The organism is Bradyrhizobium sp. 6(2017) (genome assembly GCF_011058295.2).
GTDB classification, from domain to species: domain Bacteria; phylum Pseudomonadota; class Alphaproteobacteria; order Rhizobiales; family Xanthobacteraceae; genus Bradyrhizobium; species Bradyrhizobium septentrionale.
The window spans coordinates 797,700-820,628 of the sequence record NZ_CP049289.2 but is presented as its reverse complement, the minus strand read 5'-3'; the positions used below and the strand labels follow the sequence as shown (position 1 = coordinate 820,628).

Genomic DNA, 22,929 nt, shown 5'->3' with positions numbered 1-22,929 from the left:
AGACCGCCGCGGTGCTTCGCGTCACCGGCCTGACCAAGAGTTATCGCTCTGCCGGCGAAGACGTCGCGGTGCTGCGCGGCGTCGACCTCGCGGTTGCGACTGGCGAGAGCGTCGCGCTGTCGGGTGAATCCGGCAGCGGCAAGAGCACGCTGCTGCATCTGATCGCAGGGCTCGATGCCGCCGACGGCGGCGAGATCAGGCTCGCCGATACCGTCGTCTCCCAGCTCAACGATGCCGGCCGCGCCGAGCTGCGCCGCGACCGGCTCGGCCTCGTGTTCCAGCAGTTCAACCTGATCCCGAGCCTGACGGTTGCCGACAACCTGGTGTTCCAGTCGCGCATCGCCGGCCGCCACGATGCCGCCTGGCATGACGAGTTGGTCGAGCGACTCGGGCTGAAAACCCTCCTGAAGCGCTATCCCGAGCAATTGTCCGGCGGCCAGCAGCAGCGCGTCGCGATCGGCCGTGCGCTGGCGCCGAAGCCGTTGTTGCTGCTCGCCGACGAGCCGACCGGCAATCTCGACGAGGACACTGCCGACGAGGTGCTGCGACTTGCGCGCGATCTGGTGACGCGCACCGGCTGCGGCTTCCTGATGGTCACCCACAGCGCGCGGCTCGCCGCAACGCTCGACCGCCAGGTCAATCTGCATGCCGGAGTAATTGCGTGAGGCGCGCGCTCTGGATCCTCGCCGTGCTGCTCAGCCATTGGCGGCGGCATCCGATGCAACTCGCGACGCTGCTGATCGGGCTGATCTCGGCGACCGCGCTGTGGAGCGGCGTGCAGGCGCTGAACCAGCAGGCCCGCATCGCCTATGACCGCGCCGCCGCGACCTTCGGCGGTTCGCGCACCGCGATGCTGGTCGCCAGCGACAGCGCGACCTTCCCGCAAAAACTGTTCGTCGATCTGCGCCGAGCCGGCTGGCCGGTGTCGCCGATGTTGGAAGGCCGCGTCCAGATCGACGGGCGCGGCTTCCGCATGCTCGGCGTCGAGCCGGTGACCCTGCCGTCCGAGGTCGGCAACGCGCCGACGATCGGCCGCGGCAACCTGCAATCCTTCGTCACGCCTCCAGGCGAAATGCTGGTGGCGCCTGAGACGCTGCGCGATCTCGGCCTCAAGGAAGGCGAGCGGCCGCAGGCCAACGGCATGAGCTTGCCGCCGCTGCGCGTGCAGGCCGAGCTCGCGCCCGGCGCGCTGGTCGTCGACATCGGCATCGCGCAGGACATCCTGAAAATGCCCGGACAAGTCTCGCGCCTGCTGGTCGGCAAGGCCAAAGCGCCGCATGGCACGCTTGAGAGCGTGGCGGGTGACAAGCTGCGTCTGGTCGAGCCGAGCACGGAGAGCGACCTCGAACGCCTGACCGACAGCTTCCATCTCAACCTTACCGCCTTCGGCCTGCTGTCGTTCTTCGTCGGCCTCTTCATCGTCAACTCCGCAATCGGGCTCGCCTTCGAGCAGCGGCTGCCGATGCTGCGGACGCTGCGCGCCTGCGGCGTCTCGGCGCGGATGCTCAACACCGTGCTGGTGATCGAGCTGGTGTCGCTGGCCCTGATCGCCGGTCTCATTGGACTGGTATGCGGCTATTTCATCGCGGCGGCTTTGCTGCCGGATGTCGCAGCGTCCCTGCGCGGGCTCTATGGCGCGCAGATTCCGGGACAGCTGTCGCTCAAACCCGTCTGGTGGTTCGCCGGCATCGCGATCAGCATTTTCGGCGCGCTCGCCGCGGCGGCCGCGAGCCTCGCCAAGGCGATCCGGATGCCGGTGCTGGCGACCGCGCAGCCGCAGGCCTGGCAGCAGGCGCAGCGGCGCTGGCTCATGCTCCAGAGCGCGGCGGCGCTCGCGGTGTTTGCGGTCGCCGCCGGCCTGATCCAGTTCGGCGATTCCCTGATCGCGGGCTTTGCCGTGCTGGCCGCGCTGATGCTCGGCGCAGCGCTGATCCTGCCGATGGTCCTGCAAATCGCGCTCGCATTCGGCCAGCGTAGCGCGCGAGCGCCTGTTAGCATCTGGTTCTGGGCCGACAGCCGCCAGCAATTGTCGGGCCTGTCGCTGGCGCTGATGGCGCTGCTGCTCGCACTCGCCGTCAATGTCGGCGTCGGCACCATGGTGGAAAGTTTTAGCCGCACCTTCCTGGTCTGGCTCGATGGCCGGCTCGCCGCCGACGTCTATATCAGCGCCGCCAGCGATACCCAGGCGAAGGAGATCAAGGCATGGCTGCGCGACCGGCCTGAGGTCGAGGCGATCCTGCCCGGCGGCCGCGCCGACGCCCAGCTCGGCGGCGCGCCGATCGAGGTGCTCGGCCTGCCCGACCACACCACCTATCGCGACAACTGGCCGCTGCTCGAGAGCACCGCCAATGCTTGGGTCAGGCTGCGTCCGGGCGACACTTGTCTGGTCAGCGAGCAGCTGTCGCGACGGATGAAGCTTGGCCTCGGCGACCACATCGAAGTGCCCGCCCCCGGCGGCACCTGGCCGCTCGAGATCGTCGGCATCTATGCCGATTACGGCAACCCCAAGGGCCAGATCGCGGTCAACTTTGCCGCGCTGACGCGGCGCTTCCCGCAGACGCCGATGACGCGGATGGGCCTGCGCGTCGCGCCCGACAGGATTGCGCCGCTGATCACGGCGCTGCAGGAGAAATTCGGCCTCGACGACCGCAACGTCGCCGACCAGGCCAGGATGAAGACGGAATCCAGGCGGGTGTTCAACCGCACCTTCTCGGTCACCGCGGCGCTCAACGCCTTCACCCTCGGCGTCGCCGGCATTGCGCTCCTGACCAGCCTCTTGACGCTCGCCAATTCACGGCTGCCGCAGCTTGCGCCGCTGTGGGCGATCGGCCTGACGCGACGGCGGCTCGCGGCGCTCGAACTGCTGAAAACCATGGCGGTCGCGGCGATCACCGCGCTGTTCGCGCTGCCGCTCGGCCTGCTGGTCGCGTGGTGCCTGCTTGCGATCGTCAATGTGAAAGCGTTCGGCTGGCGGCTGCCGTTCCAAATCTTCCCGCTGCAGCTGATCGAGCTGCTCGCGGTGGCGATGGCCGCCGCGCTCTGTGCGGCGGCGATGCCGGTCGCTAGACTGGCGCGCATGCAGCCGGCCAGCCTGATCCGGATCTTCGCCAATGAGCGCTAGCGGCACCATCACGCGCCGTGCGTTTGCCGGCGGCGCGCTGGCGCTTGCCCTTGGCGGCAAGAGTTTTGCGCAGGGCTTTGCCGGGCTCGGCGAGAATGCCGAGGGATTTGCCGCCGTCACGCCGGGCAAGCAGTTCACGTTTCCCGCCGATCATGGCCCGCATCCGGAATTCCGGATCGAGTGGTGGTACGTCACCGCGAACCTGTCCGACTCGAATGGCGCAGCCTATGGCACGCAGTGGACGCTGTTCCGCCAGGCCATGAAGCCGGGCGGAGCGGTCGAGGGCTGGGCCAACCAGCAGGTCTGGATGGGCCATGCCGCCGTGACCAGCGCCACCACGCATCGCTTCAGCGAGACCTTTGCGCGCGGCGGCGTTGGGCAGGCCGGTGTCGACGCCACGCCGTTCCGCGCCTGGATCGATGCCTGGGAAATCCGCGGCCTCGATGCGTTCGATGCGCAGACCGTCGCGCCGCTCGAGCTCAAGGCCTCTGCCGCCGACTTCAGCGCCACGCTCCGGCTTGCCGCCGACCGTCCGCTCGTGCTGCAGGGTGATCATGGCTACAGCCGCAAGTCGGATCGCGGACAGGCCTCCTATTACTACAGCCAGCCGTTCTACAAGGCGTCCGGCCGCATCGTGATCGACGACAGACCGGTCGAGGTCACAGGCATGGCGTGGATGGACCGCGAATGGAGCAGCCAGCCGCTCGCATCAGACCAGACCGGCTGGGACTGGTTCTCGCTGCATCTGCCCGGCGACGAGAAGCTGATGCTGTACCGGCTGCGCCAGAAGGACGGCCGCGAGAACCTGTTCGGCAACTGGATCACGCCGGACGGCCGCTCGACCGAGATCGCGGCCAGCGGCAACAGCATCGCGCCGGTTGCGATCACCGAGATCGACGGCCGCAAGCTGCCGACATCGTGGCGCGTCAGCCTGCCTGCGCGCGGCCTTGTCATCGAGACCACGCCGCTCAATCCAAAGAGCTGGATGGGAACCAGCTTCCCCTATTGGGAAGGCCCGATCCGCTTCACGGGAAGCCACGCCGGAATCGGCTATCTTGAGATGACCGGGTACTAGGGCGGAATGAGTTTGAATCAGCTGGGCGGCAAACGCACTGCACCTCTCCCGCTTGCGGGGGAGGGAATGCAGTTCCGACGTCGCTGATAATCGCTCTGCCCGTCACACCGGTCGCTGCTGCCCCGTCATGACATCGGGGCCAACGGAACAAGAGGACACGCCTGACATGTACCACTACACGGCCATCGTCACCTGCCTTGCCGTCGCGTTCTATTTCTTCACCTCGATCGAGGTCGCGCGCGCCCGTGTCGCCTATGGCGTCAAGCTGCCGGCGATCTCGGGCCATCCGGATTTCGAGCGCATCTTCCGCATCCAGATGAACACGCTGGAATGGATGCCTATCTTCCTGCCGTCGCTCTGGCTGTTCGCGATCTATGTCAGCGACGCCGCAGCCGCAGCCATCGGCGCGCTCTGGGTGATCGGCCGCATCGTCTACTTCACCGGCTATCGCGAGGCGGTGGCAAAGCGCAGCCGCGGTTTTGGCATCCAGGCAACGGCGTGCATCGTGTTGTGGGTCGGCGCGATCGGCGGCGCGGTGTGGCGGCTGATCCATTGAGGGCGCCACATACTCCGCCGTCGTCCCGGCGAACGCCGGGACCCATAACCACAAGGCAAGGTAATTGACGGGACTAACGGCCCCAGCTTGCTAAAACGACATCCGCTGGTGGTAATGGGTCCTGGCTTTCGCCAGGACGACACCACCATTGGATGCGCGCGTTACTTCGTCAGCGGGCAGCCGCTCTCCTTGGCGCTGAAGAACGCCTTGTCGCCAGGCACCACGGCGAGCTGCTTGTAATAGTCCCACGGCTTCTTCGATTCCGACGGCTTCTTGACCTCGAACAGATAGAGGTCGTGGACCATGCGGCCGTTGGCGAGCACCTTGCCCTTGGCAAAGGCGTCGTCGACCGGCAGCTCCTTCAGCTTCGCCGCGACCGCTTCGCTGTCCTTGGTGCCGGCCGCCTTCACGGCCTTGAGGTAGCTCAGCGTCGCCGAATAGGTGCCGGCATGGATCATGCTCGGCATGTGGCCGGTGCGCTTGATGAAGCGCTCGCTGAAGGCGCGCGAGGCGTCGTCGTGATCCCAATAGAAGCCCTCGGTGAGCACGAGGCCTTGGGCCGCCTCCAGCCCGAGACCGTGCACCTCCGACAGCGTCATCAAGAGGCCGGCGAGCTTCTGGCCGCCCCTGACGATGCCGAACTCGGCGGCCTGCTTGATCGAGTTGGTGGTGTCGAGCCCGGCATTGGCAAGCCCGATGATCTTCGACTTCGAGCTCTGCGCCTGCAGCAGGAACGACGAGAAGTCCGACGAGTTGAGCGGCACGCGGACCGAGCCGACCACCTTGCCGCCCTTCGAGGCGACGATGTCGCTGGTGTCCTTTTCCAGCGCGTAGCCGAAGGCGTAGTCGGCGGTCAGGAAGAACCAGGTGTTGCCACCCGCCTCCGTCAGCGCGCCGCCGGTGCCGACGGCGAGCGCGCGAGTGTCATAGGCCCAATGGAAGCTGTAGGGCGTGCAGGCATCGCCCGAGATGCGCGAGGTCGCCGCGCCGACCACGATGTCGATCTTCTTCTTTTCCTTCGACAGCTCCTGCACCGCGAGCGCGACCGACGAGGTGGTGAGCTCGGTGATCATGTCGACGTTCTCGACTTCGTACCAGCGCCGCGCGATCGCGGTCGCGAGATCCGGTTTGTTCTGGTGGTCGGCGGTGACGATCTCGATCTTCTGGCCCAGCACCTCGCCGCCGAAATCCTCGACCGCCATCCGTGCCGCCTCGAGCGAATACTTCCCGCCGTAGTCGGCGTAGACGCCGGACTGGTCGTTCAGGATACCGATCTTGACGCCCTGGGCCATCGCCGGCGCCGCAAGCATCAGGCTGCACGCCGCAACCGCGGCCAAAAATCCCGACTTCATCGTTATGCTCTCCCAGCAGTCTTGATCAGGAAAAATCGGCGCGACATTATTTTATAACCCGGCGCCTGCCCATCCCTTCCCGCTCAGCCAATAGTATGGGCTCTCTCCGCGAGCACTTGCAGCTTCCCGTCACCCTGAGGAGCGCGGAACGCGCGTCTCGAAGGGTCGACGGCCCGGCTGGTGGCCGTGCACCCTTCGAGACGCCTGCTTCGCAGGCTCCTCCAGCGACAAAGGCGAAGCCTTTGCGCGGGGATGACGGGGAAGGACTTGCTTCTGCGGAGCACCGACTGCCGTCCTCACTCCGCCACATTGGCCGCGGGCGCCGCCGGCTTGCCCTCGTTCTTTCCTTCCGCGAGGTTGCGCACCACCATGTAGAAGATCGGCGTGAAGACCAGGCCGAACAGCGTGACGCCGAGCATGCCGAAGAACACGGCGACGCCGACCGCCTGGCGCATCTCCGAGCCCGAGCCGGACGACACCACCAGCGGCAGCACGCCGAGGATGAAGGCAAACGACGTCATCAGGATCGGCCGCAGCCGAAGCCGGCAGGCCTCGATGACAGCCTCCAGCCGTGGCTTGCCCTCGAGCTCGATGTCACGCGCGAACTCGACGATCAGGATCGCGTTCTTGGCGGCGAGCCCGACCAGCACGACGAAGCCGATCTGGGTCAGGATGTTGACGTCCTGGCCCATCAGGCGCACGCCGATCGTGGCGGCGAGTAGGCACATCGGCACGATCAGGATCACCGCGAACGGCAGTGTCCAGCTGCCATATTGCGCGGCCAGCACCAGGTAGACGAACAGCACGCAGATCGGGAACACGTAGAGGCCGGCGTTGCCACCGGTGACCTGCTGGTAGGACAGGTCGGTCCACTCGAAGGTGAAGCCCGACGGCAGCGTCGCGTCGGCGAGCTGCTTGATGGTGTTGAGCGCCGTCGTCGAGCTGGTGCCGGGCGCCGGCTCACCCTGCAGCTCGGAGGCGGCGTAGAGATTGTAACGCGCGACGCGGTCGGGGCCGGAGGTATCCTTGAAGTCCACGACGCTGCCGAGCATCACCATGTCGCCGGCGGCGTTGCGGGTGCGCAGTCGCGCGAGGTCGGTGGTCTCCTTGCGGAACGGCAGGTCGGCCTGCGCCGTCACGTGATAGGTGCGGCCGAACAGGTTGAAGTCGTTGACGTAGGTCGAACCGAAATAGGTCTGGATGGTGTCGTTGATGCTGGCGATCGGCACGCCGAGCTTCTGCGCCTTGACGCGGTCGATATCGACGAACAATTGCGGCGTGTTGGCGGTGAACGGTGAGAACACCGACGTCAGGTTGGGCGACTTGCGCGCCGCGCCGACCAGCTCGTCGGTGGCGGAGGCCAGCAGCTCGGGGCCGCGGCCCTGCCGGTCCTGGATGCGGATCGTGAAGCCGCCGCCGGTGCCGATGCCGGGCACCGCGGGCGGCGGGATCACGATGATGAAGGCGCCCTGGATCACCGACAGGCGCTTGCGCAGCTCTGCGGTGATCGCCGTGGCGGTCAGCCCCTTCTTCAGCCGTACCTCCGGCTCATCGAACACCGGGAACAGCGCGGCGGCATTGCCCGCCTGCGTACGCGTCGCGCCGGAGAAGCCGGCGAAAGCCGCGACGCGAACGATGCCGGGCGTATCGAGTGCAATCCGCTCGATCTCGCGCACCACCGCCGTGGTGCGCGCCAGCGACGCCGCGCCCGGCAGCTGCGCCGAGATGATGACGTAGCCGCGATCCTGCGCCGGGATGAAGCCCTGCGAGGTGGTTGCGAGCAGCCAGCCGGCGCTGCCGATCAGCACGACATAGATCGCGAGCATCACCACGGTGTGGCGGATCACGAAGTCGGCCACCGCCGCATAGCCGTGCGCCAACCGGTCAAACACGCGGTTGAACAATGCGGTGAAGCTGTCCCAGCCGCGCGCGATAATGTTCCAGCGCGCCGGCGGGCGCTTGTCCTCGTGCGGGACCAGGATCTGCGAGGCCAGCGCCGGCGACAGCGTCAGCGAGCAGAAGCAGGAGATCGCGGTCGCAACCGCGATGGTCACCGCGAATTGCTGGAAGAACTGCCCGGAGATGCCGCCGAGGAAGGCGGTCGGCACGAACACCGCGCACAACACCAGTGCGATCGAGACCAGCGCGCCGCCGACCTCCTCCATGGTCTTGAGCGCAGCGTCGCGCCTGGACATGCCGTGCTCGAGATGGCGCTCGACATTTTCGACCACCACGATGGCGTCGTCGACCACGATGCCGACCGCCAGCACCAGGCCGAACAGCGTCAGATTGTTGATCGAGAAGCCGAGCGCGGCCATCACCGCGAAGGTGCCGACCAGCGACACCGGGATCGCGATGATCGGGATGATCGCAGGCCGCCAGCCCTGCAGGAACACCAGCACCACGATGACGACGAGCGCCATCGCCTCGTAGATGGTCTTGATCAGCTCATGGACCGATTGGGCGATGAATTCGGTCGGGTTGTAGCCGATATTGTAGTCGAGCCCCTTCGGGAAGCTCGCCTTGAGCTTGACCATCGTGTCGGAGATTTCCTTGGCGGTGGCGAGCGCGTTCGATCCCGGCCGCTGCGTCACCAGCATGCCGACCGCCGACTTGCGCAGCAGGAAACTGTTGGTGGTGTAGGACAGCGCGCCGAGTTCGACGCGGGCGACGTCGCGCAGGCGCACGGTGCGGCCGTCGGAACCGGCCTTCACCACGATGTCTTCGAACTGCCTGGGATCCTTGAGGCGGCCGGTGAAGACCAAATTGGGCTGGAAGGCGCGGTCGGCGATCGGCGGCTCGGCGATCTGGCCGCCCGCGATCTGCAGGTTCTGCGAGCGGATCGCCGCAATCACCTCGGTGGAGGTCAGGCCGAGATTGGCCAGCTTGTCGGGATCGAGCCACAGCCGCATCGAATAGTCGCGCGCGCCGAAGATCTGGATGTCGCCGACGCCGTCGAGCCGCAACAACTGGTCGCGGACCTGCAGCAACGCGTAGTTCGAGATGTAAAGCTGGTCGAAGCTGTCGTCGGGCGACAGCATGAACACCACCATCAGGATGTCGGGCGAGTTCTTGCGCGTGGTGACGCCGTTGCGCTGCACCTCCTCAGGCAACCGCGGCTGCGCGATCGCGACGCGGTTCTGCACCAGCACCTGCGCCTTGTCGAGGTCGGTGCCGAGCTTGAAGGTCGCGGTGATGGTGAGCTGGCCGTTCGAGGTAGCCTGGCTGTAGAGATACAGCATGTCCTCGACGCCGTTGATCTCCTGCTCGATCGGGGCCGCCACGGTGTCGGACACGGTCTGCGCCGAGGCGCCGGGATATTGCGTCGTCACCACGACGGTCGGCGGCACCACCTGCGGATATTCCGAGACCGGCAGCGTCGGATAGGCGATCGCGCCGACAATCAGCAGCACGATCGACAGCACCATCGCGAGGATGGGCTGATTGATGGAAAGCCTGCCGAGATTCATGGTTTAGAACCTGCTGCGGGCTTGTCGCCTGCCGTTGGCTTGGTATCCGCGGGAGCCTGAGCCATTTTCGGCGTCACCTTGGCGCCGACGCGGGCGCGCTGCAGGCCGTCGACGATCACATGGTCTTCCGCCTTGAGGCCTTCGCGGATCACCCGCAGGCCCTCATCGAGCGGCCCCAGCACGACCGCTCTTGCCTCAACCGTGTTGTCGTCCTTGACCACGAACACGATCTTGCGCGACTGGTCGGTGGCGATGGCGGTGTCCGGGATCAGCAGCGCCTCATAGGGCGAGGAGCCGATGATGCGGACACGGCCGAACTGGCCGGGCAGGATCGACAAATCCTTGTTCGGAATGATCGCGCGGCTGCGCAAGGTCGCGGTCGAGACGTCGAGGCGGTTGTCGAGGAAGTCCATCTTGCCCTCATGCGAGGGCTTGGTCTCGCCGGTCAGCGACACCTGCACCGGGTTCGCCGTGTCGCGCGAGCTCGGCCGCCTGCCTTCGAACCACAGCTTGCTGTTGCGCTGATAGGTCGCCTCGTCGACGTCGAAATAGATGTAGATCGGATCGAGCGACACGATCGAGGTGAGCAACGTCGCGCCGCCCTCGCTGCCCTGCACGAGATTGCCGGGAGTGACCAGATGCCGGCCGACGCGGCCGGTGATCGGCGCCAGCACGTGGCTGAATTCGACGTTGAGCTGCGCGGCTTTCAACGTGCCCTCGGCCTGCGTCTCGGCGGCGCGCGCCGCCTGCAATGCCTGGCGGCGTTGGTCGACGACCTGCTCCGAGACCGCGCTGGTCTGCACCAGGTTCAGCCCGCGCTCGAGATCACGTTTGGCAAGCTCCCCCTTGGCGCGTGCGTCGGCGAGCTGACCCTGGGCCTGCAGCACGACCGCCTCGAACGGGCGCGGATCGATGGTGTAGAGCAGATCGCCGGCGTGGACGATCGCACCGTCCTTGAACTCGAAACTGTTGACGAAGCCGCCGACGCGGGCGCGGACCTGAACTTCCTCGATCGCCTCGAAGCGGCCGGTGAACTCGTCCCAGTCGGTGACCGTGCGCTTGACCGGCTGCGCGACCGTCACGGGCGGCGGCGGCGGCGCGGCCTGCGATTGTGCGCTCTTGTCGCCGCAGCCACTGAGCGTCAACGCGGCAAGCAAGCCGAGAGGCGCGAGGCCGAGCCCGCCAAGGCGACGAAGCGAATCAAGACGGCGGAGCGAATCATGGCGGCGAAGCGAATCGCGTTCGACGCCGTTAACCAGAGCCGGACGCTCCGTTCTGTCAATCGCACTCAATTCCTTCTCCCCCAGAACGACCAAAGCAGGGCTACCAAAGTCGCATCTAAAATTGCAGTGATTCAACGCGGACGAATCGTCGTGATGTCGCGGCAGTGGACGTCACAGATGTAGCCGCCCCCCAGTCTGTTCAAGATGGGCGCCGGATCAAGCGAATAGTTACGTAGTCTGAACGCCTTACGACACGATCGCGAAACCGTGACGACGGGAAGGGACAGACTGGCTGGCCTTTCGAGGGTATGAGATCACAGACGGATCGCCCCGAATCAATCACAACGCGAATTCGTTTCACAGATTCGTCACACGGCGTCCGATTCGACTTTTGGCGCACAACCTCCGGCCGCAAATGGCAAAACCGGTCCCTTTTCCTGCGCTCTACCTCCCGCTGCATGGTCGAATCGTGGTTAACAGTGCGCTGTCATCCGGACACACATTGACACTCGGAAATATCGCCAATACGGTCATGGTTGCCAAACAGTGAAATTTTGTTGGCCGCCGCATTTTCTCGAACATTCATCGGACTTTGTCGCGGCGTGAGTGGTGAAGGCGACTACGTAAATGGCAAGCGCATTTGATCTTGCTGATGTCACGGCTCCGCGGACATCGCGGCTTTCCCACATTGCGAGCGAGTCGGTGCGGTCTCCCGTCGCGGCTGGTCAACTTCAACGTGTGAACGGCTTCACACGTCCCCGTATCCAAAAATTGTAAATACTGACTGGCTTCCACGCCGGTTGCAGGAGTGCACATGACGACCATACCCGCCTATACAATCGGTGGTTTAACCCGTCCCGAACTCCATCTTGATCCGAGCGGCAATATCATCCTGGATCCGGCCGCGCAGGCGTTCGCCGATGCGTATGGTCTGCAATATCTCTATCTCGGCTGCCCTCCCGGCACGCCGTTTCCGCCGATCCACGGCTTCCTGTCGGCGCCGACCGACATCAATTCCGGTGCCAACACCGTCGTTGAAGGCGCCGCCGTCAACACCTCGGTCAATATCACCGCACATTCCGACAGCCTGATCGGCCTGCCGGTCACCTATTCGCTGACGTCCGATTCTTCGCATGGCGGTTTCAAGATCGATGCCAATACCGGCGTGGTGACGATCGCCGACCCCACCAAGGTCGATTTCGAGAGCTCCGGCGGCGGCTATGTCGTCAATGTGCAGGCGACCGACGGCATCTTCGTCTCGTCGCAGAGCTTCACGATCGCGGTCAGCAATGCGCCGCCCTCGACACCGACCGACAGCAACGCCACCGCCAACGCGGTCAACGAAGGCGCCGCCGTCAACGCGCTGGTCGGCATCACCGCAGCGGCGGTCGACGTCAATGGCCCCGGCGTCACCTATTCGCTGACGGCGGACACCTCCAACGGCGGCTTCAAGATCGACCCCAACACCGGCGTCGTCAGCGTCGCCAATTCCGGCAAGATCGACTTCGAAACCGCGCCGGGCCACGCCTACAGCATCACGGTGCAGGCCAGCGATGGCCATGGCGGCGTCAGTTCGCAGACCTTCACCATCAACGTCAACGACCTGCCGGTCTCCACGCCGGTCGACGTCAATGTCGCCGCCAACGCCGTCGTCGAGGGCGCCGCCGCCAACACGCTGGTCGGCATTACCGCCTCCGCGGTCGACCCGAACGGCCCCGCAACCACCTACTCGCTGACATCAGACAGCTCCGGCGGCGGCTTCAAGATCGACGCGAGCACCGGTGTCGTCACCGTCGCCGATCCCACCAAGCTCGACTTCGAGAGCAGCGCACCCGGCCACGCCTACACGATCACCGTGCACGCGACGGCCGGCGCGACCTCGTCGACGCAGAGCTTCACCATCAACGTCACCGACGCTCCGCCGTCCGCCCCCACCGATACCGACGCCACCGCCAACTCGGTCACCGAGGGCGCGGCTGTGGGCACCGCCATCGGCGTCACGGCGCACGCGACCGACATCAACGGCGGAGCCGTGACCTATTCGCTGGTCGGCGATACCTCGGGCGGCGGCTTCACCATTAACGCGGCGACCGGCGTCGTCACCGTCGCCGATCCAACCAAGCTCGATTTCGAAACCTCGCACGGCAGCTACACCATCACCGCGCAGGCCAGCGACGGCACGCTCGCGAGCACGCAGACCTTCACGATCAACGTCAACGACGTCGCCCCGTCGGTGCCGGTCGACAGCGATGCCACCGCCAACGCCGTGGTGGAAGGCGCGGCCGTCGGCACCGCGGTCGGCATCACCGCGCATGCGACCGACGTCAACGGCCCGGCCGTGACGTATTCGCTGACCGGCGACACCTCCGGCGGCGGCTTCACCATCAACGCGACCACCGGCGTCATCACCGTCGCCGACCCGACAAAGATTGACTACGAGAGCACCGCGCCCGGCCACGCCTACACCGTGACGGCGACCGCCAGCGACGGCACGCTGACCAATTCGCAGACCTTCACCATTGCTGTCAACGAAGCCCCGCCATCCACCCCGGTCGACAGCGATGCCACCGCCAATGCGGTTGCCGAAGGCGCTGCCGCCGGCACCACGGTCGGCGTCACGGCGTCGTCGACCGACGTCAACGGTCCGCCGGTGACCTATGCGCTGATCGGCGACACCTCCCGCGGTGGCTTCACCATCAACGCGACAACGGGCGTCATCACTGTCGCCGATCCCACCAAGATCGATTACGAGAGCAGCGGCGCGGGCCATTCCTATACGGTGACCGCGCAAGCCAGCGACGGCACGACCGCGAGCTCGCACACTTTTACGATCGGTGTCACCGACGTTGCGCCGTCGACCCCGGTCGACAGCGACCTCGCCGCCAACACCGTCGTCGAAGGCGCGGCCAACGGTACCGCCGTCGGCATCACCGCGTCGGCGATCGACATCAACGGCCCGGCCGTGACCTATTCGCTCACCGGCGACACTTCCGGCGGCGGCTTCACCATCAATGCCGCGACCGGTGTCATCACCGTTGCCGACAGCAGCAAGATCGACTACGAGACCGCGGCGGGGCATGCCTACACCGTCACCGCGACGGCCAGCGACGGCACGCTGACGAATTCGCAGACCTTCACCATCGCCGTCAACGACGCCCCGCCGTCGGCCCCCGTCGACAGCAACGCCGCCGCCAACGCCGTCGTCGAAGGCGCCGCCGCCGGCACCACGGTCGGCATCACCGCGTCGTCGACCGACATCAACGGCCCGGCCGTCACCTATTCGCTGACCGGCGACACCTCCGGCGGCGGCTTCACCATCAACGCCACCACCGGCGTCATCACCGTCGCCGACCCGACCAAGCTCGATTACGAAAGTGCGCCCGGCCACGCCTATACAGTGACTGCGCAGGCCAGCGACGGCACGCTCGCGAACTCGCAGACCTTCACCATCGCCGTCGCCGACGCCCCGCCGTCGACCCCGGTCGATGCCGACGCCGCCGCCAACACCATCGTCGAAGGCGCGGCCAACGGCTCGACCGTCGGCGTCACCGCGTCGTCGACCGACGTCAACGGCCCGGCGGTGACCTATTCGCTGGTCGGCGACACCTCTGGCGGCGGCTTCACCATCAACGCCACCACAGGTGTCATCACTGTCGCCGATTCCACCAAGATCGATTTCGAAAGCTCGGGCGGCAGCTACACCGTCGTTGCCCAGTCCAGCGACGGGACGCTGGCGAACTCGCAAACCTTCACCATCGCCGTCACCGACGTCGCACCATCGACCCCGGTCGATAGCGACGCTGGCGTCAACCGGGTCGCGGTCGGCGCACCAGCCGGCTCGGGAACCGGCGTGACGGCATCCTCGACCGACGTCAACGGTCCCGCCGTGACCTATTCGCTGGTCGGCGACACCTCCGGCGGCGCCTTCACCATCAACGCGGCCACCGGCAAGGTCACGGTCGCCGATCCCAGCAAGATCAACATTGCTGATCCGTCCTATGACGTCACGGTCGATGCCAGCGACGGCACCTTGCACAACCAGCAGACCTTCACCATCGCGGTCGTTGTCGACCAGGCGCCGGTCGTCACCGCCGGCCACACGCTGAACTACACCGAGAACCAGGCCGCGACCGTGCTCGATTCGGCCGTCACCGTCACCGACGGCGACGACGCCAATCTGGTGTCCGCGACGGTGCAGATCACCGGCGGCTACGTCAACGGCGAGGACGTGCTCGCCTTCGCCAACACCGCCACCATCACCGGCACGTTCAATGCCGCGACCGGAACGCTGACGCTGACCGGCACCGACACGGTCGCCAATTATCAGGCCGCGCTGGCCGCGGTGACCTATCACAACACCAGCGACAACCCGTCGGGCGCACCGCGCACCGTCACGATAACAGCCAATGACGGCACGCTCGACAGCAGCCCGGTGACCGACAGCATCAACGTCACCCCGGTCAACGACCCGCCCGTTGTGGTCGCCGGCCATACGCTGAACTACACCGAGAACCAGGCCGCGACCGCGTTCGACCCGGCGATCACCGTAACAGACGTCGACAACACCACGCTGACCGGCGCGACCGTGCAGATTACCGGCAACTACGCCAACGGCCAGGATGTCCTCGCCTTCACCACCCAGAACGGCATCACCGGCTCGTTCAATGCGGGAACCGGCTTGCTGACGCTGACAGGCACAGCCACGGTTGCCCAATATCAGGCGGCGCTCGCCTCGGTGACCTATCAGAACACCAGCGATAATCCGTCGGGCCTGGCGCGTACGGTCACCATCATCACCAATGACGGCTCCGCCAACTCGGCGCCGGTCACCGACACCATCAATGTCACCCCGGTCAACGATCCGCCGGTCACGACGGCCGGCGGCACGCTGAACTATACCGAGAACCAGGCCGCATCCGTGATCGATGCGTCGGTCAACGTCTCCGACGTCGACAGTGCCAGCATGTCGAGCGCGACGGTTGCCATCACCGGCGGCTTCGCCGCCGGCCAGGATGTGCTGGGCTTCGTCAACCAGAACGGCATCAGCGGATCGTACAACTCCGCGACCGGCGTGCTGACGCTGACCGGCTCCTCCAGCGTCGCCAACTACAAGGCCGCGCTGGATTCGATCACCTATTTCAACTCGAGCGACAACCCGACCGGGGCTGATCGCACCGTCAGCTTCACGGTCAACGACGGCAGCGCCAACAGCAACACCTCGACCTCGACCATCCATGTCACGCCGGTCAACGACGCGCCCGTCGTGACCTTCGGCGCCATCACCGGATTCTCCGAGCCGCCGAACGGCACGCCGGCTTCGAGCTCGACGCCGGTCACGATCACGCCAAACCTGACGATCTCGGACGCCGAAGGCAACAACATCACCGATGCGACCTTCGTGCTGAACAATCTGAAGGCGTCGGACGCGCTCTCGATCGCAGGTCACGCCGGCACCAGCGGCGACATCGGCGGGATCCACTTCGACATCACCAGCACCGCCGGCACCGAAACGATCAGCTTCACCGGCACCGACACGCTGGCGCATTACAATGCGGTGCTCGACCTGATCCAGTTCAACAATACCAGCGAAAATCCCGACAGCACCGCGCGTTCCTATACCCTGACCGTGCACGATGACGGCGGCACCGCGAATGGCGGCAACAACACCGGGACGGCATCGACGACGGGAAGCGTGACCGCCGTGGACGATGCGCCGACCGCGGCGGTGCCGGCGGACAATTCGCTCGGCACTGCGTTCTCGCACACCGACTTTGCGATATCAGGCCTTTCGGTCGCCGACGTCGATTCTGACCCCGGCACCGTCACGGCCACGATTTCCTCCAGCCACGCGAACCTGACCTTCACCACCACGGGGCTGGCCAGCTTCACCAACAACGACAGCCACACAGTGACGCTGACCGGCACGGCCGCACAGGTCAACACCGCGCTGGCGACGCTGACGTACAACAGCGATGACGGCTTCGCCGGCTCGGATACCGTCACGCTGAACGTCAGCGACAACGGCCACACCGGCACCGGCGGGCCGCTCACCTCAGGCGCCCAGACCTTCCATGTCGGCGTCGTGCCGCAGGTGTTCTACATCGACAACTCGGCCACGGCGCTGGCCAACAGCCACAATCTCGGCACCGCTGCCGACCCGTACACCTCGATCGCCGCCTTCAACGCGGCGAACCCGGCAGGGAGCGGCGACTACGTCGTGCTGAGGTCCGGCACCTACACCGAGGCCAACGGCATCAACCTCGCCAACGGCGTCAACCTGGTCGGCGGCAGCCACGCCTTGACCTTCACCAACCCGGTGACCGGTGCCCTGGTCACCGCCAACACCGCAATCGGCACCGATCCGGTGATCAAGGTGACCGGCGCCGACAACGGCATCGACCTGCTCGGCACGTCGGGCCACAGCATCAGCGGCGTCAGCATCGACACCTCGGCCTCGACCGGCATCGGCATCAGCGACGACGGCTTCAATGTCGGCACCGTCTCGATGTCCGACATCACGGTCAAGACCGCCAGCGGCGCCGGCATGAGCTTCACCCATGGCGGCACGATCTCGCTGACCGGCACCGCCAACTCGATCACGTCAGGCACCGGCACCGCGCTCGACGTCGAGAACACCCAGATCGGCTCGTCGAACCTCACCTTCAAGAGCATCACCTCGAGCGGCGGCTCCGGCAACGGCATCATCCTCTCCAACACCGGCACCGCAGCCGGCAATGGCGGCCTGCACGTCACCGGTGACGGCTCGACGGCGGGCAGCGGCGGCACCATCGCCAACAAGACCGGCGCCGACGGCAGCACCACGCAGGGCAGCGGCATCTACCTGAACAACACCAAGGACGTGCAGATCTCCTACGTGTCGATGCACGACTTCCAGAACTACGGCATCGTCGGCACCGCCGTCACCGGCTTCACGCTCGGCAACACCACGGTGACGGGCACCAACGGCACCAGCGTCGGCGGCATCGGCGAGGGCGACGTCTACTTCACCGGCCTGTCCGGCACGGCGTCGATCACGAACTCGACCCTCACCGGCGCAGCCTATGATGCCCTGCACGTGTTCAACGACGGCAGCCAGACGCTGAATCGCATCACCGTGACCGGCTCGACCTTCGCGACCAATTCCGCGGCCGGCAATGCGTCCAACGACGCGATCGCCTTCCAGGCGACCGGCGGCACATTCAACGCCACGGTCCAGAACTCGACCGTCACCTCCGCGCGCGGCGACATGTTCCAACTCAATCTGCTCGGCACGGTGTCGTCAGACCTGGTCATGACGGGCGACAATTTCAGCAACACCAACCAGAACATCGTCAGCGGCGGCGGCGGCCTCACGATCGGCGGCGGCGGCGCGGCCAACGATATCACGCTGACCTACAACATCTCGAACAACACCATCAAAGGCGCTCTGGGCGGGGCTCTCGCAGTCACCAAAGGCACCGGCACCGACGGGCACTTCACCGGCACGATCAGCGGCAACACGATCGGCACGCAAGGCTCTGCCGGCAGCGGTTCGACGCAGGGTTACGGCATCAGCGTGTTCGAGGACGGCGCGGGTTCGTCGAGCACGACCATCACCAATAATCATATCTCCGGCGTCGTCGGCGGTATCTATACGCTGGTGCATAACGGCGCTGCCGGCGATATGACCGCGGTGATCCAGGGCAACACGATCGATACGCTCGATTCGACGAACGGATTTGCCGGCATCTACGTGCAGAACGGCTCGGCGACCGGAGCCGGCGGCGACAACAATCTGCTGAACGCCACGATCGGCGGCGCCGGTGCACTGAAGAACACCGTTGATCTCGGCGGCAATACGGGCCTCGGCCTGGTCGCCGGCATCTTCCTCGAGCAGGAGGGCGTTTCGAAAACCGGCTTGATCGGCAGTCCCAACTATGCCGGCACGCCGTATAATTTCTCGGCGGTCGCGAGCTACGTGGCGAGCAACAACACCGTGACCGGCACCGGAAACGGCGCGGTTGCCACACAGGCCATCGGTGACCCCGGGCAATCCGCAGGCGGCGGCTATTTTGGCGGCGCGCAGTTCCTGGTCGCCAGTTCGGGTGGCGTTGCGGCAGCCTCGCCGACGGCGGGCGAAACCCACCTGACCCAGAGCGAGCTCGACTCGGTCGTGTCGGCGGCTATTGCCCAATGGGCGAAGGCAGGCGCCGGCGCGGGTCAACTCGCCGCGCTGCATGCCGTCACTTTCAGCGTCGCGGACCTCGCTGGCCAGGTCGTCGGCCTAGAAAGCTCCGGCCACATTACGATCGATGTCGATGCCGCCGGCCACGGCTGGTTCGTCGATCCGACCCCATCGGACAATTCGGAGTTCACGCACGCCCTCAATGCGTCCGGCAGCAATCTGCAGACCGATCCGTCGGCGGCAGCGGCGGGTCATCTCGATCTCCTGACCGCCGTTGTGCATGAACTGGGACACGTGATCGGCCTCGCCGACCTGACCTCGCCCTCCGATGCCAATGATTTGATGTATATCAACCTCGCCGACGGCGAGCGCCGGCTGCCGACCGCGACTGACCTGCCGAAGGACCACAGCATGGATCCCGGCCAGGCCCAGCAGAACTTCGTGTTCGCGCCGAGCACCGTGGCCCCGAGCCAGCAGCAGGCCAGCGCGCCTACTGCCAACACAGCGGCCATGGGTCAAAGCTTCAACTTCTCGGCATTCGCCCAGGCGGCGCCGCAAGCCGACACAAGCCACGGGATGAACACCCAGGCGTTGTCAGATCTGTTCAGCGGGCATTCCGATGCCCGCAACCCGTGGGCCGGACACGAGACGGTGTTGGCCGCTATGGGCGGCATGCCGACCGACAATCACGTCCAGACCCAGTTGCATCATGACCTGATCGTCTGATCGGACGCCGTATCGACCAGGATAACATCGACCACGACAACGCCTGCCGAATCGCTTCGGCAGGCGTTGTTCGTTCGGCGCGGTCGAGTCCGGATTCCCACCGCAGAGAACTCAGATCATCGCGCAGGATGCGCTCGCAGATGTCCGTTTCATGACGTGAACTCCGCAGCCAGTGATCGCACAAGGATGCACACTAAGGATCGCGCGCCAGCAATCGCGGCTCGCACGCCACGCTCAACCGGCGATTGAAGAAAAATTGCCAACCCGGCACAATCGTTGAGGTTGCACTTCATGAAAAACACGCTATCGTGCACACGCTGTCGACACGGCATCATTGTCTCGTATTTTTCATAAATCTTACGACGTATTCGCGGAGGACCGATGGCTGATCCGTTTCTTTCCGAAATCCGCATGATGTCGTTCGGCTTTGCTCCCAAGGGCTGGGCTTTTTGCAACGGGCAACTGCTTCCGCTCAATCAGAACCAGGCGCTTTTTTCATTGCTTGGCACCGTCTATGGCGGCAACGGGCAGACCACCTTCGGACTCCCCAATCTGCAGGGCCGCACCCCGATGCATGTCGGCAACGGCCATGTGCTCGGTGAACTCGGCGGCGAGCAGGCGCACACGCTTTCGATTAACGAAATGCCGCAGCACACCCACATCGCGAACGCCACCAACACCAACGGCGCACTTCTGGTGCCGGCCAACAACATTCTCGGCGCCTTGAACAACGCGTACGCCGCGCCCACGGCGCTGACCGCGCTCGCGCCGGGGAGCATTTCCACGGTCGGCGGCAGCCAGGCGCATCAGAACATGCAACCTTTCCTGACGGTCAATTTCTGCATCGCCCTGCAGGGCGTCTTCCCTTCGCAGAATTGACGGAGACCTCTCATGCCACAACCCTTTATAGGCGAAATCAAAATGTTCGCCGGCAATTTCGCGCCGGCCGGCTGGCAGTTCTGCGACGGCAGCCTGCTGGCGATCTCCGAGAATGACGCGCTGTTCAACCTCATCGGCACCACCTATGGCGGCGATGGCCAGAACACCTTTGCCGTCCCCGACCTGCGTGGCCGGTTGCCGCTTCATATGGGCACCAATGCGGGCACCGCGTTCACGATCGGCGAAATCGGCGGCGCCGAGCAAGTCACCCTCACGACGCAGACGATCCCGGCACATACCCATACGATGCAGGCGTCAACGAACACCGGCAGCGGCTCGAATCCGCAAGGCAACGTGCTCGACCAGATGAGCGGCGCGCTGCTGCTCTACAAGGAGCAAACGCCGACCACGCCGCTGAGCCCGGCGGTGATCGGGCCGGCCGGCGGCAGCCAGCCGCACAGCAACATCCAGCCCTTTCTGTGCGTCGGTTTCATTATTTCGCTGTTCGGCATCTTCCCGAGCCAGAGCTAGGAGCGCGACACCATGGCTGACCCCTTCGTCGCCGAGATCCGCATCTTTCCGTTCAACTTCGCCCCCAAGGGCTGGGCGTTCTGCAACGGTCAGCTTGTGCCGCTCTCGCAGAACACGGCGCTGTTCTCGCTGCTCGGCACCACCTATGGCGGCAACGGCACGTCGAACTTCGCGCTTCCGAACATGCAGGGCAACGCGCCACTGGCACCAGGACAGGGACCCGGCCTCTCGCTGTGCGACCTCGGCGAGAACGGCGGCTCCGACACGGTAACTCTGCTGCAAACGGAACTCGCCGCGCACCCCCACGACATGATGGCGATCAACCTGCAGGCCGACCAGGCCGCACCGACACCGACCCGAGGCATCGCACGATCACTGAACGGCGCGGCCTATGTCGTCGGCACTCCGACACCCACGCTGGTGCAGATGAGCACCAACATGATCGGACTGACGGGCTCCGGCCTGCCGCACAACAATCTGATGCCCTACCTCACGCTGAATTTCTGCATTTCGCTGCAAGGCGTCTTCCCACCACGGGGCTGAGGTCGTTTTGGCGCTCCCCGCTTCCCCCACTGACGCACCTGCATTCGGCTGGGCGCGCGCGGCTGAATCCGGTTGCCGGTTTCGCCGCCTGTCGGAGGCCGATCTGCCGTTCCTCGGCCGGCTCTATGCCTCGACCCGCGCCGAGGAACTGGCGCCGGTGCCGTGGAGCGAGGCGGACAAGGCGGCCTTTCTCGAGCAGCAATTCCAAGCCCAGCACGCGCACTACCAGCAGTTTTATCCAAATGCCGACTGGCTGGTGATCGCGCGCGACGATGAGGACATCGGCCGGCTCTACATCGAGCGCTGGCCGAGCCAGCACCGCATCATCGACATCGCCTTCATTCCGGCCCATCGCGGCAACGGCTACGGTGAGGCGCTGTTGCGCGACGCGATCGACGAGGCTGCTGCAGCCGGCAAGGATGTCTCGATCCATGTCGAGAAATTCAACCCGGCGATGCGGCTCTACCGCCGGCTCGGCTTCACCACCGAGGAAGACAAGGGCGTGTACGATCTGATGCGCTGGCGCGCCGCAGGAATATCCGGTCGTCAGGTGAAAATGGCCTGATAGCCGTTGCCGTCGGCGACCGGCCCGATCGGCACCAGGAAGATCTCCATCATGCCGAGCGCCGGATGCTGCACGGAGTAGATCGCCTGCGGCAGCCAGGCTCCCTTCGGGCCCGCGAACAGCAGCGAGAACGCGCCGCCCGGCCGGCCGCTGCTGCCCGCGGGCTCGACCTTGGCAAGCTTCAGCGCCACGACGCCTTCCGCCGCCTGCATCTCGAACTCCGCGTCCTGGTGCGGCGTGAAGTCATCAATCTGCAATGCCGCGAGGTCGACGGTGGATGTCATGCGCACGTTCCCAGTTGCATGCGACGTGTAACACGCCGCGCGATATTGCCGTCAAGGTTTCCGTCAGTCGTCCAACTCGAAGCTCTCATCGTCATTTCCCGGTGCGCAATTGCGCACCTGAGGGCTCTCGCTTCGCGAGCCCCGGGATGACGTAAGGTGAGCACACTGGCAAGGCTCCCTCCCCCTTGCGGGGGAGGGTTGGGGAGAGGGGTGGCCCCGGGCTAAACTGTTCGATGAGCGCACCGCCCTCGCAAAATTTCGTTTGCTGTCGCCGTGACAGATACGGAGAGAGCACGTCGTGTGGCACCCCTCTCCCTAACCCTCTCCCGCAAGGGGAGAGGGAACCCTGCCGCCGATGCGTCCCTCACGCGCGCGTGCCACTGAGTTGCCCGACGGCGCAAGCCCCTTCAGCGAAAATATTTCGGTTTATCGGAACGGCA

The 22,929-nt window shown here is 65.5% G+C and carries 13 protein-coding genes; 9 read left to right on the top strand and 4 right to left on the bottom strand.

Annotated elements, in window-relative coordinates:
• The first annotated feature begins 11 nt into the window (after positions 1 to 11).
• The 4 genes from G6P99_RS03820 to G6P99_RS03805 all read left to right on the top strand — a co-directional run bounded on the left by G6P99_RS03820 (position 12) and on the right by G6P99_RS03805 (position 4,752).
• Entirely contained in the window at positions 12 to 665 is a 654-nt protein-coding gene (locus G6P99_RS03820) for an ABC transporter ATP-binding protein (protein WP_029080437.1), read from the top strand.
• Positions 662 to 3,121 (top strand): ABC transporter permease, encoded by a 2,460-nt coding sequence (locus G6P99_RS03815; RefSeq protein ID WP_165127310.1) that lies wholly within the window; start codon positions 662 to 664, stop codon positions 3,119 to 3,121. The genes G6P99_RS03820 and G6P99_RS03815 overlap by 4 nt, the downstream gene beginning before the upstream one ends.
• A complete protein-coding gene (locus tag G6P99_RS03810; protein WP_029080439.1) occupies positions 3,111 to 4,196 on the top strand; it encodes a lipocalin-like domain-containing protein in 1,086 nt (361 codons plus the stop codon). The genes G6P99_RS03815 and G6P99_RS03810 overlap by 11 nt, the downstream gene beginning before the upstream one ends.
• A 166-nt stretch (positions 4,197 to 4,362) precedes the next feature.
• Positions 4,363 to 4,752: an MAPEG family protein gene (locus G6P99_RS03805; RefSeq protein WP_029080440.1), complete on the top strand. Its 390-nt coding sequence runs from the start codon at positions 4,363 to 4,365 to the stop codon at positions 4,750 to 4,752.
• 161 nt (positions 4,753 to 4,913) lie between these two features.
• Here G6P99_RS03805 and G6P99_RS03800 read toward each other — a convergent pair whose 3' ends face one another.
• The 3 genes from G6P99_RS03800 to G6P99_RS03790 all read right to left on the bottom strand — a co-directional run bounded on the left by G6P99_RS03800 (position 4,914) and on the right by G6P99_RS03790 (position 10,731).
• Positions 4,914 to 6,104 carry an ABC transporter substrate-binding protein gene (locus G6P99_RS03800; RefSeq protein WP_029080441.1) on the bottom strand — a complete coding sequence of 397 codons (1,191 nt, stop codon included), beginning with the start codon at positions 6,102 to 6,104 and terminating at the stop codon, positions 4,914 to 4,916.
• A 296-nt stretch (positions 6,105 to 6,400) separates the two neighbouring features.
• Positions 6,401 to 9,574 carry an efflux RND transporter permease subunit gene (locus tag G6P99_RS03795; RefSeq protein ID WP_029080442.1) on the bottom strand — a complete coding sequence of 1,058 codons (3,174 nt, stop codon included), beginning with the start codon at positions 9,572 to 9,574 and terminating at the stop codon, positions 6,401 to 6,403.
• Positions 9,571 to 10,731, bottom strand: coding sequence for an efflux RND transporter periplasmic adaptor subunit (locus tag G6P99_RS03790; protein WP_245284644.1), 1,161 nt, complete (start codon positions 10,729 to 10,731; stop codon positions 9,571 to 9,573). Before G6P99_RS03790 ends, G6P99_RS03795 begins: the two co-directional genes overlap by 4 nt.
• An 880-nt stretch (positions 10,732 to 11,611) precedes the next feature.
• Between G6P99_RS03790 and G6P99_RS03785 the strand changes: the two genes are divergently transcribed.
• The 5 genes from G6P99_RS03785 (at position 11,612) to G6P99_RS03765 (ending at position 22,205) form a co-directional block, all read left to right on the top strand.
• Positions 11,612 to 19,687, top strand: coding sequence for a cadherin repeat domain-containing protein (locus tag G6P99_RS03785; protein WP_165127308.1), 8,076 nt, complete (start codon positions 11,612 to 11,614; stop codon positions 19,685 to 19,687).
• Between the two features lie 381 nt (positions 19,688 to 20,068).
• Positions 20,069 to 20,566: a phage tail protein gene (locus G6P99_RS03780; protein WP_029080445.1), complete on the top strand. Its 498-nt coding sequence runs from the start codon at positions 20,069 to 20,071 to the stop codon at positions 20,564 to 20,566.
• A gap of 12 nt (positions 20,567 to 20,578) precedes the next feature.
• Positions 20,579 to 21,097 (top strand): phage tail protein, encoded by a 519-nt coding sequence (locus tag G6P99_RS03775; protein ID WP_029080446.1) that lies wholly within the window; start codon positions 20,579 to 20,581, stop codon positions 21,095 to 21,097.
• Positions 21,098 to 21,109: 12 nt separating this feature from the next.
• On the top strand, positions 21,110 to 21,640 hold the full coding sequence (locus G6P99_RS03770; RefSeq protein ID WP_165127306.1) for a phage tail protein: 531 nt from the start codon (positions 21,110 to 21,112) through the stop codon (positions 21,638 to 21,640).
• A 7-nt stretch (positions 21,641 to 21,647) separates the two neighbouring features.
• Positions 21,648 to 22,205 carry a GNAT family N-acetyltransferase gene (locus G6P99_RS03765; RefSeq protein WP_035976699.1) on the top strand — a complete coding sequence of 186 codons (558 nt, stop codon included), beginning with the start codon at positions 21,648 to 21,650 and terminating at the stop codon, positions 22,203 to 22,205.
• Here G6P99_RS03765 and G6P99_RS03760 read toward each other — a convergent pair.
• Positions 22,187 to 22,489 carry a DUF6916 family protein gene (locus tag G6P99_RS03760; RefSeq protein WP_245284638.1) on the bottom strand — a complete coding sequence of 101 codons (303 nt, stop codon included), beginning with the start codon at positions 22,487 to 22,489 and terminating at the stop codon, positions 22,187 to 22,189. The two genes, G6P99_RS03765 and G6P99_RS03760, sit on opposite strands and share 19 nt — an antisense overlap.
• Positions 22,490 to 22,929: the final 440 nt, after the last annotated feature.

What these genes read in the sequence shown, in the direction of transcription:
- G6P99_RS03810 (WP_029080439.1), top strand. Translation starts at nt 3,111, where the DNA reads ATGAGCGCTAGCGGCACCATCACGCGCCGTGCGTTTGCCGGCGGCGCG.
- G6P99_RS03805 (WP_029080440.1), top strand. Translation starts at nt 4,363, where the DNA reads ATGTACCACTACACGGCCATCGTCACCTGCCTTGCCGTCGCGTTCTAT.
- G6P99_RS03800 (WP_029080441.1), bottom strand. Translation starts at nt 6,104, where the DNA reads ATGAAGTCGGGATTTTTGGCCGCGGTTGCGGCGTGCAGCCTGATGCTT.
- G6P99_RS03795 (WP_029080442.1), bottom strand. Translation starts at nt 9,574, where the DNA reads ATGAATCTCGGCAGGCTTTCCATCAATCAGCCCATCCTCGCGATGGTG.
- G6P99_RS03785 (WP_165127308.1), top strand. Translation starts at nt 11,612, where the DNA reads ATGACGACCATACCCGCCTATACAATCGGTGGTTTAACCCGTCCCGAA.
- G6P99_RS03780 (WP_029080445.1), top strand. Translation starts at nt 20,069, where the DNA reads ATGGCTGATCCGTTTCTTTCCGAAATCCGCATGATGTCGTTCGGCTTT.
- G6P99_RS03775 (WP_029080446.1), top strand. Translation starts at nt 20,579, where the DNA reads ATGCCACAACCCTTTATAGGCGAAATCAAAATGTTCGCCGGCAATTTC.
- G6P99_RS03770 (WP_165127306.1), top strand. Translation starts at nt 21,110, where the DNA reads ATGGCTGACCCCTTCGTCGCCGAGATCCGCATCTTTCCGTTCAACTTC.
- G6P99_RS03760 (WP_245284638.1), bottom strand. Translation starts at nt 22,489, where the DNA reads ATGACATCCACCGTCGACCTCGCGGCATTGCAGATTGATGACTTCACG.